This is a genomic window from Actinoplanes sp. NPDC051633, assembly GCF_040681735.1.
Lineage (GTDB): Bacteria > Actinomycetota > Actinomycetes > Mycobacteriales > Micromonosporaceae > Actinoplanes.
The window spans coordinates 1-13,006 of the sequence record NZ_JBFAZH010000082.1 but is presented as its reverse complement, the minus strand read 5'-3'; the positions used below and the strand labels follow the sequence as shown (position 1 = coordinate 13,006).

The window sequence follows — 13,006 nt, the reverse complement described above, 5'->3', positions numbered from 1 at the left end:
CTTCGACGCGGAAGTTCTGCCCGCGGACGTCGGCGATCAGGCTCCGCTCGCGGGTATCCCACAGACGGACCGGGTCGTCCTCGGCGGGTGCCCGGTCTGCAGGCAGCCGGTGTCACGGTCCTGCCCACCGGAGTCCGCGCCGCCGATCTGGCGCTGAGTCCGGACGGCGCGGTGGTCGCGGTCGCCGCCACCAACGGGCAGGCCGCGCTCTTCGATGCCGGACTGACCGCCCACGGCTGGATCGGCACGCACGCCTACCCGATGCATCAGATCGCGTGGTCGCCGGACGGGCACACGCTGGCGACCGCCAGCACCGCCGAGGACGACCCGGTCCGTCTGTGGGATACCCGCGAGCGGAGCCTGATCGCCGACGTCCGCGGGCAGAACTTCCGCGTCGAAGATCTCGCCTTCGCGCCGGACGGGAACACCCTCGCCGTCGCCGCCGGTGACAAGACCGTCGCGCTCTACCGCACCGACCCGGGCGACGCCGTGGATCTGCTGTGTGCACGGTTGACACCTGCTGTTCGTGCACAGGGTGGGACCCCGCCACGCCTGTGCCGGTGACTATTAGCTGGGGGAGCTAAGCTTTCAACCGTTTGAGCACCCCCAGGACCGGGGGTCGGCCGCAGGCCGGCCCGGAGGAGAACTAGCCTGATGGCCGTGACACGCCGCGTAAAGATCGTCTGCACCATGGGCCCCGCCACCGCATCCGCCGAGCGCATCCGCGGGCTCGTCGAGGCGGGCATGGACGTGGCCCGGCTCAACTTCAGCCACGGCAGCCACGAGGACCATGCGGCGGTGTACAACCTCGTGCGCGAGGCCGCGCGCGAGTCCGGCCGCGCCGTCGCCGTGCTGGCCGACCTCCAGGGGCCGAAGATCCGGCTGGGCCGCTTCGCCGACGGGCCGCACCAGTGGAACACCGGAGACCTCGTCACGATCACCGGCGACGACGTGCAGGGCACCATCGACCGGGTTTCGTGCACGTACACGAAGTTGCCGCAGGAGGTGAAGGTCGGTGACCGCCTGCTGATCGACGACGGCAAGGTCGCGGTCGAGGTCACCGGCGTCGAGGGCAACGACATCCGCTGCCTGGTGGTCGAGGGCGGCCCGGTCTCCAACAACAAGGGCGTCTCGCTGCCCAACGTCGCGGTCAGCGTGCCGGCGATGAGCGACAAGGACGAGGAGGATCTGCGCTTCGCGCTGCACCTCGGCGCCGACCTGATCGCGCTGTCGTTCGTCCGCTCGCCCGACGACATCAAGCTCGTGCACCAGATCATGGCCGAGGAGAAGATCTTCCGGCCGGTCCTGGCCAAGGTGGAGAAGCCGGAGGCGGTCGACCACCTCGAAGCGATCGTGCTGGCCTTCGACGGTGTCATGGTGGCTCGCGGCGACCTGGGCGTCGAGCTGCCGCTCGACCAGGTGCCGCTCGTGCAGAAGCGGGCCGTGCAGCTGTGCCGGGAGAACGCGAAGCCGGTCATCGTCGCCACCCAGATGCTCGACTCGATGATCGAGAACAGCCGCCCGACCCGCGCCGAGGCGTCCGACGTGGCGAACGCCGTTCTCGACGGCACCGACGCGGTGATGCTCTCGGGCGAGACCAGCGTCGGTAAGTACCCGGTGCTGACGGTCAGCACGATGGCCCGGATCGTGACCACCACCGAGGGCGGGTCGTTCGCGGTGCCGCGGCTGCAGCACGACCCGCGTACGCACGGCGGCGCGCTCACCGTCGCCGCCTCGCAGATCGCGCGGAACATCGGCGCCAAGGCGCTGGTCGCCTTCTCGCAGACCGGCGACACCCTGCGCCGGCTGTCCCGGCTGCACTGCGAGCTGCCGCTGCTCTGCTTCACGCCGCTTCCTGAGACGCGTGACCAGCTCGCCCTGTCCTGGGGCGTGGAGACGTTCCTGACCGACTTCGTCGAGCACACCGACGACATGTTCCGGCAGGTCGACGCCAAGATGCTGGGCCTCGGCCTGGCCCGGCCCGGCGACTACGTGGTGGTCGTGGCGGGCACCCCGGCGAACGCCCCCGGCTCCACCAACACCCTGCGGGTGCACCAGCTCGGCTCGCTGGTCGAACCGGAGACCGTGTGACCCCGCCGCCCCTGCGGGGCCAGGCCGCGGTCGACCAGCTCCTCGGGTTGCTCGACCTGAAGCGGGACGACGAGGGCACGTTCACCGGGGAGAGCCCGCAGACCGGGGCGCAGCGCGTCTTCGGCGGCCAGGTTGCCGCGCAGGCCCTGGTGGCGGCGGGTCGCACGGTCGACGAGTCCCGCTTCGTGCACAGCTTGCACGGCTACTTCGTGCGCCCGGGCGACCCGACCGTGCCGATCCACTTCACCGTCGAGACGATCCGCGACGGCCGCTCGTTCTCGGTCCGCCGCTCCACCGCGCAGCAGAACGGCCGGACCATCTTCTTCATGTCCGCGTCGTTCCAGGTGCGCGAGGAGGGCCTCGACCACCACACGCCCCCGCCGGCCGGGGTGCCGGGACCGGCCGAGACGCCGACCATGCTCGACTGGATCGCCCGCTATCCCGAGCGGGAGCGGGCCTTCGCCGCGGCGCCGCAGGCCGTCGACGTGCGGTATGTGGGGGTGCCCGGCTGGGTGCCGCCGGGGGACAGGGTGGCGAACGCCGAGCAGCGCGTCTGGATGCGCATCGACGGCAAGCTCCCCGACGACCCGCTGATCCACGCCTGCGCGCTGGCGTACGCCTCCGACCTGTCCCTGCTCGACGCCGTGCTGTCCACGCACGGCGAGGTGTGGGGGCCGGGCGGTGTGATCGGGGCCAGCCTCGACCACGCGCTGTGGCTGCACCGGCCGTTCCGGGCCGACGAGTGGTTCCTCTACGACTGCACCAGCCCGTCGGCGAGCGGCAGCCGCGGCCTGGCCAGCGGTCGCATGTTCACCGAGGACGGCCGGCACATCGCCAGCGCGGTTCAGGAGGGCCTGCTGCGCCGCGTCGGGGCCCGTTAGCGGGCTTGCTCGTCCGCGGTCTCCTCGACGCCCTCGGGGGTGTCCGGCGCCGCCGGCAGGTTCTCGTCGTCGAAATGCGCGCCGACCGCGGCGCCGGTGACCCCCGCGAGGGCCAGCATCGCGTCCAGGTCCGCGGTGGTGCGCAGCACCTCGTCGTGGAAGCTGTCCGCGCCGGCAACAGGGCCGCTGGTCTCAGGGGTCCCGGTGGCGGTGGTGTACGAGCCGCTGAAGACCGGGCCGCCCGAGAAGGTCAGGTCGCCGCCGGAGCCTTCCGAGGTGCCCGGCACGATGATCGGGCCGGGCTGCTCGGCGGCCGTGCCACCGCCCGCGGTGTACCCGGCGGCAGCCATCCCGCCGGCCGCCGCGAGGCCCGGCTCGGCGACCGCTGCCGGTCCACCACCGGCCGCCCCGGCGGCGGGCACCGACGGCCCGCTCGGCCACATCGGCTGGCCCGCGGTCTCCACGCGCGAGACCGGCTTGGCCGCCCGGTGCCGCGGCTTGGCCTTCGGGGGCGCGGCCTCGTAGTCGTCGATCCCGGCGGTGTAACCGGTGAGTCCGGCGGCCCGCTCCTCGGACAGCTCCAGGACGTTGGCGCGCTGTGCGCGTACCTCGCGCAGTCGCAGTCCGGTGACCAGATCCGCCACCGCGCGCAGAAGTCCCAGCCCGCCCAGCACCGTGACCACCAGATCGGCGGTCCGCGACAGCGGGCTCGCCGCGAAGAAGCCCAGGCCGGTCTCCAGCACACCGACCACCAGGATCAGGCCCCAGATCCGGTCGCTACCGCGGGTCATCACCGCGACCGCGACGTCCACCGCGCCGCGCACCATGAGATACCAGCCGACCAGTGCGGCGGGTGTGGTGTACGAGGAGCTCTGCTCGGCCAGCAGCACGCAGCCGGTGACCGCGAACAGGACGGCCATCCCGGCGTTCATCCACCAGGTCCTGGCGCCCGCGCACGCCCGCAGCGCCTCGGTCAGCGCGCCGAAGAGCACGACCGGCCCGGCGACGTGCACCACGTCCGCCGGTTCCAGCCGCAGCACGCTCCACGAGACGGCCAGCCAGGCCACTCCGGCGAACATGAGCCAGCCCCACATGCCGCCCCGCATACTGCTCTGCACGGCGGCAAGGGGCGACGAGCCCGTTGACAACATGAGGCCTCCCGTTCCTGGTACCTGCCATGACACCAGGAAGAAGACCGCCAAGCGGACGTTTCGCACTTAAAGGTGGTGTCCCCGGTGGGATTCGAACCCACACTGGATGGTGTTTGAGACCATTTCCTCTGCCGGTTGGGATACGGGGACCCGGCGATTCGCGACGTCTGACTCCCGCCGTCACGAGCCTGACACACACTACCCACTACGCTGTTGAGGGTGACACCCAGATACCCGGGTGTCGCGTCTCTTCGAGCTTGAGGGGCAGGGGTCGTGGCCGACACGCAGGCGAGCGCCGAGCGCAGACGGGTGCTCATCGCGGAGGACGAGGCGCTCATCCGCCTGGACCTCGCCGAGATGCTCGTCGAGGAGGGCTACGACGTCGTCGGCGAGGCCGGTGACGGCGAGACCGCCGTGCGCCTGGCCGAGGACCTGACACCCGATCTGGTGATCCTCGACATCAAGATGCCGATCATGGACGGCCTGGCGGCGGCCGAGCGGATCGCCGGCGGCCGGATCGCGCCGGTGGTGATCCTCACCGCGTTCAGCCAGCGCGATCTGGTCGAGAGGGCCCGGGCGGCGGGCGCGATGGCCTACCTGGTGAAGCCGTTCCAGAAGTCCGACCTGGTGCCGGCCATCGAGATCGCGCTCTCCCGCTACTCCGAGATCGCCGCGCTCGAGGCCGAGGTGGCGGGCCTGTCCGACCGCCTGGAGACCCGCAAGTCGGTGGAGCGGGCCAAGGGCGAGCTGATGACCAAGTTCCAGATGACCGAGCCGCAGGCGTTCAAGTGGATCCAGCGGACCGCGATGGATCACCGGTTGACCATGCGCGAGGTGGCCGATCGGATCCTGGCCGAGCAGCAGGCCGAGGCGGAACCGCCGAAGTGAGGCGCGCGGCCGTGCTGTTGCTGGTCGCCGGATTGCTCCTGGCGGGCGGCGGGGCGGCGTGCGGCGAGCGCCGCGACGACGAGCCCCGGCCGGTGCCGATCGCCTGGCAGGAGGTGACGCCGAGCGCGGACGACGCGATCATGCTGCGCGACGTGACCGAGTGCGGCGGCGAGTGGTTCGTGACGGGCGCGCTGCGCGACAAGGCGGGGGGTACGCGGCCGGCCGCCTGGACCAGCTCGGACGCCCGCACCTGGAAGCCGCTGACCTTCGCGCCCACGACCTTCTACGGCGGGCAGAACGTCGTCTACACGGTGGCCTGCACCTCCGGGCGGATCGCGGCGGTCGGCGCCAAGACCGGCGGCGCGCACGCCTACCCGCGGACCAGCTCCTGGCGGCAGGGCCCCGACCGCGTGCTGCACGAGGTCAGGGCCCCGTTCGAGCTGTTCGGCGGCCCGCAGGCGCTGAACGTGGCCCGGCTGGACGCGGGCCCCGGCGGCTTCCTGATCGCCGGCAACCGGATGACCGGCGCGGCGGTGTGGACCTCGCCGGACGGGGCGAAATTCACCATCCACGAGCGGGCACCGGGGCTGGCCACGGACGCCGCCGGCGACACGTGGGCGTTCGACAGCGTGTTCGCGCCGATCGGCTGGGTCGTGGTGGGCGGCATCGTGCCGGCGGGCCGGCCGGACCGGGATGCGCTCGGCTGGCGATCGGTCGACGGCCGCGACTGGACGCGGCTGCCGTCCACCGAGGTGACCGAGAAGTACGACGAGCTGCAGCGGGTCACCGTGCTCAACGGCGTACCCGTGGCGGTCGGGGTGGTCGGGTCGTCCTTCGGCGCCTGGCGGCTGGACGGCGACGCGTGGCGGCCAGCCGGGACCTTCGGCGAGGTGCAGCCGGGTGGCGTCTCCTCGGTGCGTTCGGCGGTCGCCGTCGGTGACCGACTGATCGTGATCACTGCAGGCGCAAATGGCTACGCGGGGTGGATTTCCGACGACAAGGGCGAGTCTTGGCGAGCCGCGGACATACCGACCGTTCCGGCCGGACCGGAACACGCGGTCGCACTGACGGCGAGTCCGGACGGCAAGCTGGTGCTGGTGTCCGATGACGCCGCCAATGCCCGGATTTACGTAGCCGAAACCGGCGCGTAACCCCACCGACGGTAAAACCTGTCCGAGCGGCCCTTCCGGGGTGGCACCTTCGCGCAGCGCTCTGTAACGGTTTGGCAAGTGTGATCGCTATGCCTTACGGGAGCAATTCTTCCCCAAGTACGCTGCGCCATCACGAGCAGTGCGCAGGTTCGCGGTTCGGAACGAGGACAGTGACGAGGCGCGCGCACCCTGCAGATGAGTGGAAGGTCAAAAGCCTTGAGGCGTAATTATGTACGGGCCCTGGGTGCCGTGGGGCTCGCCGCTGCCATGTTCGCGGCGGCCGGATGTCAGGACTCGGGCACCAGCGGCGGTGACACCGACAACGCAGCGGCGTGCGGTGGCAAGGTCGCGATCTTCGGCGCGTTCACCGGCCCGAACGCCGGTCTGGTGATCCCCTCGCTGAACGGCGCCAAGCTGGCGGTCAAGCAGTTCAATGCGGCGAATGCCGACTGCAAGGTCACCCTGCAGGAGTTCGACACGCAGGGTAACGCCGAGCAGGCCACCCCGATCGCCAACCAGGTCGCACAGGACCAGTCGTTCCTGGCGGTCATCGGCGGTCACTTCTCCGGTGAGTCGAAGGCGACGATGCCGACCTACGCGGCCGCCGGCCTCGTGATGGTCAGCCCGTCGGCCACCGCCGCCGAGCTCACCGCGACCGACCACAAGACGTTCTACCGGGTCGTCGGCAACGACGACACCCAGGGCGAGGCCGCGGTCACCTACATCAAGGACGTGTTGAAGGGCAAGAAGGTCTTCCTGCTCGACGACGGTCAGACCTACGGTTCGGGCATCGTCGCGGTCATCAAGAAGGGCCTGGGCGCCACGGTCGTGGCCAGCGACAAGGTGCAGACCGACCAGACCAACTTCGACGCCACGATCTCCAAGATCAAGAGCTCCGGCGCCGACGTGATCGGTTACGGCGGTTACACCAACGAGGCGGCTCCGCTGCTGAAGCAGGCCCGCGCGGCCGGCATCACCGCGAAGTTCCTCGGCTTCGACGGCCTCTACGACCCCGGCTTCCCGAAGGGCGCCGGCGACGCCGCCAACGGCGCGGTCGTGACCTGCCCGTGTCTGCCGGCCGCCGAGGCGGGTGGCACCTTCGCCAAGGACTTCGAGACCGAGTACAAGATCGCTCCGGGTTCGTACGGCGCTGAGGGCTACGACGGCGCGACCGTGCTGCTGGACGGCTTCAAGGCGGGCAAGAAGACCCGGGCCGAGCTGCTCGAGTGGGTCAAGGCCTACGACAAGCAGGGCGTGTCCAAGTACATCAAGTTCGACGAAAAGGGCGACGTGGACCGCAGCAAGGTCGTCATCTGGTCGTACGAGATCAAGGGCACCGCGTTCGAGCCGCAGCAGGAGATCAAGCTCGGTAGCTGATTCATCGGTACATAGGTGCGGCCGGGGGTGTAAGCCTCCGGCCGCATCTGGTGCACAAGGGAGTTTGCAGTGAATTTCGACGAACTCTTCGGGCACCTGGGTCAGCACACGGTGGACGGCTTGGCGAAAGGCGCTATCTACGCCCTCGTCGCGCTCGGCTACACGCTGGTCTACGGCGTTCTGAAGCTGATCAACTTCGCCCACTCCGAGGTCTTCATGGTCGGCACCTTCGCCGTCCTGGGCACCTGGACCGCGCTGGGCGCCACCAACAACCCCGGCATCGGGATGATGCTGGTCTTCCTGGTGGTGGGTCTGGTCGCGGGCGCCCTGGCTTCGGGCGCCACAGCCGTGGCAGTCGAACGCATCGCCTATAAACGACTACGTGAGATGAATGCTCCGCCGCTCATCTTCCTGATCACCGCTATCGGCCTGTCGCTGGTGCTCTCCGAGGCCTTCGGCCTGTGGCAGGGCCGGCTGGTCGTCGGCATGCCGACGATCGTGCCGCAGAAGGTCGTGCTGACCATCGGCAACACGGGCATCACGAACACTCAGCTGCTCACGCTGGTCGCGGCGATCGTGATGATGGTCTGCCTGGACCTGTTCATCAACCGCACCCGGTACGGCCGGGGCGTGCGCGCGGTGGCCCAGAACCCGGACACCGCCGCCCTGATGGGCGTCAACAAGGACCGCGTCATCATGCTCATCTTCCTGCTCGGCGGTCTTCTGGCGGGGGCCGCCGCGCTGCTGTACGCGGTCCGCTACGGCAACACACGCTTCAACGTCGGCTTCCTGCTGGGCCTCAAGGCGTTCACCGCCGCGGTGCTCGGCGGCATCGGCAACCTGCGCGGCGCGCTGCTCGGTGGCCTGCTGCTCGGCGTCGTCGAGGTGTACGCCGCCACTTTGACCACCTCCAACTGGGAGGACGTGGCCGCGTTCGTGGTCCTCGTGGTGGTGCTGTTGTTCCGGCCGACCGGCCTGCTCGGCGAGTCGTTGGGGAGGGCCCGCGCATGACGACAACGGAGAACGAGGCAGCGCCCGGCGGCCTGCGCGGGGTGCCCGCGAAGATCGGCCGGCGCTGGCGTGCTCTGCCCAAGTGGCAGCGGATGATCGGCCTGCTGGCCTTCGTCGTGTTCCTCTACTACCTGCCGCTGCTCGGCATCCCCGGCCTGATCTGGCTGCGGACCGACTCGATCGCCGGCGGCAACAACTGGGCCGGCGTGCTGTTCACCTGCGCGGTCTACGTGCTGATCGCACTGGGCCTGAACGTGGTGATCGGGCTCGCCGGCCTGCTCGACCTCGGGTATGTCGGCTTCTTCGCGGTGGGCGCGTACAGCGTCGCGTTGTTCGGCTCCCGGCAGTCGCCGGTGGTGCTGGCGATCCAGGAGAGGTTCGGGCTCGCCGAGAACTGGGCGGTCGCCTGGGCGATCTGCATCCCGATCGCGATCGCCATCGCCATGATCTCGGGCGTCATCCTGGGCTGGCCGACGCTGCGGCTGCGCGGTGACTACCTGGCCATCGTGACGCTCGGCTTCGGCGAGATCATTCGCATCGTGGTGCGCAACTCGCCCAGCTGGTCCGGCGGCCCGCAGGGCGTCGCCGCGATCCCCGGGCCGCAGGGCGCGCCGTCGGCGGAGAACAACGTGTTCGGCCTGATCGACGCGAAGCCGTGGTACTGGCTGGCGCTGAGCGTGGTGCTGGTGATCGTGTTCATGGTCCGGCGGCTGGAAAACAGCCGGGTCGGCCGGGCCTGGCTGGCGATCCGGGAGGACGAGGACGCGGCCGCGGTGATGGGCGTGTACCCGTTCAAGTTCAAGCTCTGGGCCTTCGCCATCGGCGCGGCCCTGGGCGGCCTGTCCGGGCTGCTGTTCGCGAGCCGGGGCGGCTTCATCGAGCCCAACCAGTTCAACGCACAGCTGTCCATCCTGTTCGTCGCGATGGTCGTGGTCGGCGGGTCGGGCAACATCGCGGGTGTGTCCCTGGGCGCGTTCCTGCTGGCATATTTGCCGGAGCGGTTCCGGGAGTTCTCCGAGTGGCGGTTCCTGGTGTTCGGCCTCGCGCTGGTCATCGTGATGCTGCTGCGCCCGCAAGGCCTGATCCCGAGCAGACGCCGGGCCAGGGAGCTCAAGGATCGCCAGGAGGAGGTGCCGGCCGGTGTCTGATTCTCAGCGCGAGGTGCTGCTCGACGTCGACCACGTGACGCTGCGCTTCGGCGGCGTGGTGGCGCTCAACGACGTGAGCTTCCAGCTCTACCAGGGTGAGATCCTCGGTCTGATCGGCCCGAACGGGGCCGGCAAGACCACCTGCTTCAACGTGATGACCGGGGTCTACAAGCCGACCTCGGGCAAGGTGCAGTTCGACGGCAAGCGGATCACCGGCCGCAAGCCGCACGAGATCAACCGGATGGGCGTGGCCCGCACGTTCCAGAACATCCGGCTGTTCCCCGAGATGACCGCCCTCGAGAACGTGATGGTCGGCACCGACTCCAACCACAAGACCAGCGTGGTCGGGGCACTGTTCCGGCTCTACCGGGTCAGGGTCAAGCCCGAGGAGTTGCCGCGGGTCACCTCGAGCAACGGCCTGGTCCGGGCGATCCAGCAGCTCCGTCGTTCGTCGGCGAAGATCTTCGGGCTGTCCCGGCACATCCTGGAGGAGCGGGCGGGCGAGCGGAAGTCGCTCGAGCTGCTGCGCTTCGTCGGCATCGAGCACCGGGCCAACGACCTGGCCCGCAACCTGCCCTACGGCGACCAGCGACGGCTCGAGATCGCCCGGGCGCTGGCCACCGAGCCCAAGCTGATCTGCCTGGACGAGCCGGCCGCCGGCTTCAACCCGGCGGAGAAGGAGGAACTGCTCAAGCTCATCCGCAAGGTGCGCGACCAGGGCAACACGGTGCTGCTGATCGAGCACGACATGCGGCTGGTGATGGGCGTGACCGACCGGATCGTCGTGCTGGAGTTCGGCAAGAAGATCGCCGAGGGCTCCCCGGCCGAGGTCCGGGACAACCCCAAGGTCATTGCCGCTTACCTGGGGGAGACCGCAGATGCTTCTTGAGCTCGACGAGATCGTCGTCAAGTACGGCCGCATCGAGGCGTTGCACGGCATGACGCTGCGCGTCGCCGAGGGCGAGGTGGTGGCCCTGATCGGTGCGAACGGCGCCGGTAAGACCACCACCATGCGGGCCATCTCCGGCCTGAACCCGCTGGCGTCGGGCACCATCCGGTTCGACGGCAAGGACATCAGCAACATGCGGGCCGATCTGCGGGTGCCGATGGGCATCTGCCAGTCGCCCGAGGGCCGGAGCATCTTCCCGGGCATGACGGTGCTGGAGAACCTCGACATGGGCGCCTTCACCCGGCGCGACACCGCCGAGGTGGCCAAGGACCTGGACCGGGTGCTCACCCTCTTCCCGCGGCTGGGCGAGCGGCGCAAGCAGGCCGGCGGCACGCTGTCGGGTGGTGAGCAGCAGATGCTGGCGGTGGGCCGGGCCCTGATGAGCCGGCCGCGCCTGCTGCTGCTGGACGAGCCGTCGATGGGCCTGGCCCCGATGATCATCCAGCAGATCTTCGACATCATCACGGAGATCAACCAGCAGGGCACCACCGTGCTGCTGGTGGAGCAGAACGCCCAGCAGGCCCTTTCCCGGGCACATCGCGGGTACGTGCTGGAGACCGGCCGGATCGTCAAGGAGGGCACCGGTCAGGAGCTGCTGCACGACCCGTCGATCAAAGAGGCGTACCTCGGCGTCGCCTGATCACGCACCTTCGAGGGGGCGGCCGCGTTTCGCGCGGCCGCCCCCGCGTTTGTGTCACACCCCCCGACTAGAGTCGGCCCCGTGAACGCTGAAGCCCCCCGCCTCCTGCTGCTGGACGGACACTCGCTGGCCTATCGCGCCTTCTTCGCGCTGCCGGTGGAGAACTTCTCGACCCAGACGGGCCAGCCGACCAATGCGGTGTTCGGCTTCACGTCGATGTTGATCAACATGTTGCGCGACGAGAAGCCGACGCACATCGTGGTCGCGTTCGACGTGTCCCGCCAGTCCTTCCGCACCGAGCGATATGCGGACTACAAGGCGGGGCGGTCGGAGACGCCGCAGCCGTTCAAGGGCCAGGTCAGCCTCATCAAGGAGGTGCTCGAGGCGCTGCGCATCCCGGTGGTGGAGAAAGAGGGATATGAGGCCGACGACGTCATCGGCACGCTGTCCTGCCAGGCTCGCGACGCCGGCTTCGAGGTGATCATCTCCACCGGCGACCGCGACGCGTTCCAGCTGGCCGGCGAGCACGTGACGATCCTCTACCCGGTGCGCGGCGTGTCCGAGGTGTGGCGCATGACGCCGGACGCGATCGAGACGAAGTATTTCGTGCGTCCCGAGCGCTACCGCGACAAGGCGGCGCTGGTCGGCGAGACCAGCGACAACCTGCCCGGGGTGCCCGGCGTCGGCGACAAGACGGCGGCCAAGTGGATCAACGAGTTCGGCGGCCTGGACGGCATCGTGGCCAACGTCGACAAGATCAAGGGCAAGGCGGGGGAGAGTCTCCGCGCCCACCTGGCCGACGTGCTGCGCAACTACGAGCTCAACGCGCTGGTGACCGATCTCGAGCTGCCGCTCGGCCCGGCCGACGTGCAGTGGCACGGGTGGGACCGCGAGGCGGTGCACCAGGTCTTCGACGCGCTCGAGTTCCGGGTGTTGCGGGAGCGGCTGTATTCGTACCTGGAGGCGGTCGAGCCCGAGGCGGAGTCCGGCTTCGACCTGACCGGCAGCGTGCTGGGGGCCGGCGAGGTGAGCGCCTGGCTGACCGAGCACGCCCGCGAGGCGCCGGTCGGCGTCGCGGTCACCGGCACGTTCGGGCGGGGCACCGGGTCGCTGACCGGCATCGCGGTGGCCACCGGCGACGGCCCGGCCGCCTGGTTCGACCCCGCCGCGCTCGACGAGGCCGACGAGCGGGCGGTGGCCGCCTGGCTGGCCGATCCCGAGCGGCCCAAGGTGGTCCACGACGCCAAGCCGGCGATGCTCGCCTTCCGCGCGCACGGCTGGGCGCTGGCCGGGGTCCGCGTCGACACCGCGCTGGCGGCCTACCTGGCGAAACCCGACCAGCGGGCCTATGACCTGACCGACCTGGCGTTGCGCTACCTCAAGCGGGAGCTGCGGGTGGACGCGCCGGACGACGGCCAGCTCACCCTCGACGGGCTGGGCGACGAGGGCGCGGCGGAGCAGAACGTGATGCTGCGGGCCCGCGCCACGCTCGACCTGGCCGACACGCTGACCGAGGAGCTGTCCCGCGACGAGGGCGACTCGCAGCGCCTGCTGGTCGAGGTGGAGCAGCCCCTGTCGGTGGTGCTCGGCGAGATGGAGCACGTCGGCATCGCGGCCGACACCGACTACCTGTCGGAGCTCGAGGCGCACTTCGCCGCGGAGGTCAAGGCGGCGCAGCAGGCCGCGCACGAGGTGGTCGGCCGCGAGTTCAACCTGGGC

The 13,006-nt window shown here is 70.0% G+C and carries 12 protein-coding genes and 1 tRNA gene; 11 read left to right on the top strand and 2 right to left on the bottom strand.

Annotated features, from left to right (window positions below):
- The first annotated feature begins 87 nt into the window (after window positions 1-87).
- The 3 genes from AB0M20_RS07690 to AB0M20_RS07680 all read left to right on the top strand — a co-directional run bounded on the left by AB0M20_RS07690 (window position 88) and on the right by AB0M20_RS07680 (window position 2,972).
- Window positions 88-564: a hypothetical protein gene (locus AB0M20_RS07690; protein WP_364295413.1), complete on the top strand. Its 477-nt coding sequence runs from the start codon at window positions 88-90 to the stop codon at window positions 562-564.
- A gap of 90 nt (window positions 565-654) precedes the next feature.
- Window positions 655-2,091: a pyruvate kinase gene (gene pyk / locus AB0M20_RS07685; RefSeq protein WP_364295410.1), complete on the top strand. Its 1,437-nt coding sequence runs from the start codon at window positions 655-657 to the stop codon at window positions 2,089-2,091.
- The gene (locus AB0M20_RS07680; protein WP_364295407.1) at window positions 2,088-2,972 is read left to right on the top strand and encodes an acyl-CoA thioesterase II; all 885 of its coding nucleotides are present in this window, start codon (window positions 2,088-2,090) and stop codon (window positions 2,970-2,972) included. The genes pyk and AB0M20_RS07680 overlap by 4 nt, the downstream gene beginning before the upstream one ends.
- Here AB0M20_RS07680 and AB0M20_RS07675 read toward each other — a convergent pair.
- Window positions 2,969-4,123, bottom strand: coding sequence for a hypothetical protein (locus AB0M20_RS07675; protein WP_364295404.1), 1,155 nt, complete (start codon window positions 4,121-4,123; stop codon window positions 2,969-2,971). The genes AB0M20_RS07680 and AB0M20_RS07675 overlap by 4 nt on opposite strands.
- Window positions 4,124-4,196: 73 nt before the next feature.
- A tRNA-Leu gene (locus AB0M20_RS07670) sits at window positions 4,197-4,273 on the bottom strand.
- 123 nt (window positions 4,274-4,396) lie between these two features.
- Between AB0M20_RS07670 and AB0M20_RS07665 the strand changes: the two genes are divergently transcribed.
- From AB0M20_RS07665 to AB0M20_RS07630, 8 genes are all read left to right on the top strand, one after another.
- Window positions 4,397-5,011 carry a response regulator gene (locus AB0M20_RS07665; RefSeq protein WP_364295401.1) on the top strand — a complete coding sequence of 205 codons (615 nt, stop codon included), beginning with the start codon at window positions 4,397-4,399 and terminating at the stop codon, window positions 5,009-5,011.
- A complete protein-coding gene (locus AB0M20_RS07660; protein WP_364295398.1) occupies window positions 5,008-6,162 on the top strand; it encodes a hypothetical protein in 1,155 nt (384 codons plus the stop codon). Before AB0M20_RS07665 ends, AB0M20_RS07660 begins: the two co-directional genes overlap by 4 nt.
- A 216-nt stretch (window positions 6,163-6,378) precedes the next feature.
- On the top strand, window positions 6,379-7,539 hold the full coding sequence (locus AB0M20_RS07655) for a branched-chain amino acid ABC transporter substrate-binding protein (protein ID WP_364295395.1): 1,161 nt from the start codon (window positions 6,379-6,381) through the stop codon (window positions 7,537-7,539).
- Between the two features lie 69 nt (window positions 7,540-7,608).
- Window positions 7,609-8,550 (top strand): branched-chain amino acid ABC transporter permease, encoded by a 942-nt coding sequence (locus AB0M20_RS07650; RefSeq protein ID WP_364295392.1) that lies wholly within the window; start codon window positions 7,609-7,611, stop codon window positions 8,548-8,550.
- Window positions 8,551-8,603: 53 nt separating this feature from the next.
- The gene (locus AB0M20_RS07645; RefSeq protein WP_364295415.1) at window positions 8,604-9,698 is read left to right on the top strand and encodes a branched-chain amino acid ABC transporter permease; all 1,095 of its coding nucleotides are present in this window, start codon (window positions 8,604-8,606) and stop codon (window positions 9,696-9,698) included.
- Window positions 9,691-10,587, top strand: a complete 897-nt coding sequence (locus AB0M20_RS07640) for an ABC transporter ATP-binding protein (protein ID WP_364295389.1) — start codon at window positions 9,691-9,693, stop codon at window positions 10,585-10,587. Before AB0M20_RS07645 ends, AB0M20_RS07640 begins: the two co-directional genes overlap by 8 nt.
- On the top strand, window positions 10,577-11,287 hold the full coding sequence (locus AB0M20_RS07635) for an ABC transporter ATP-binding protein (RefSeq protein WP_364295386.1): 711 nt from the start codon (window positions 10,577-10,579) through the stop codon (window positions 11,285-11,287). The genes AB0M20_RS07640 and AB0M20_RS07635 overlap by 11 nt, the downstream gene beginning before the upstream one ends.
- A gap of 81 nt (window positions 11,288-11,368) precedes the next feature.
- A partial coding sequence (locus tag AB0M20_RS07630; protein WP_364295383.1) for a 5'-3' exonuclease H3TH domain-containing protein occupies window positions 11,369-13,006 on the top strand: 1,638 nt, incomplete at its 3' end.

Coding starts and splice junctions, on each gene's coding strand:
- AB0M20_RS07675 (WP_364295404.1), bottom strand. CDS start 4,123: ATGTTGTCAACGGGCTCGTCGCCCCTTGCCGCCGTGCAGAGCAGTATG.
- AB0M20_RS07635 (WP_364295386.1), top strand. CDS start 10,577: ATGCTTCTTGAGCTCGACGAGATCGTCGTCAAGTACGGCCGCATCGAG.
- pyk (WP_364295410.1), top strand. CDS start 655: ATGGCCGTGACACGCCGCGTAAAGATCGTCTGCACCATGGGCCCCGCC.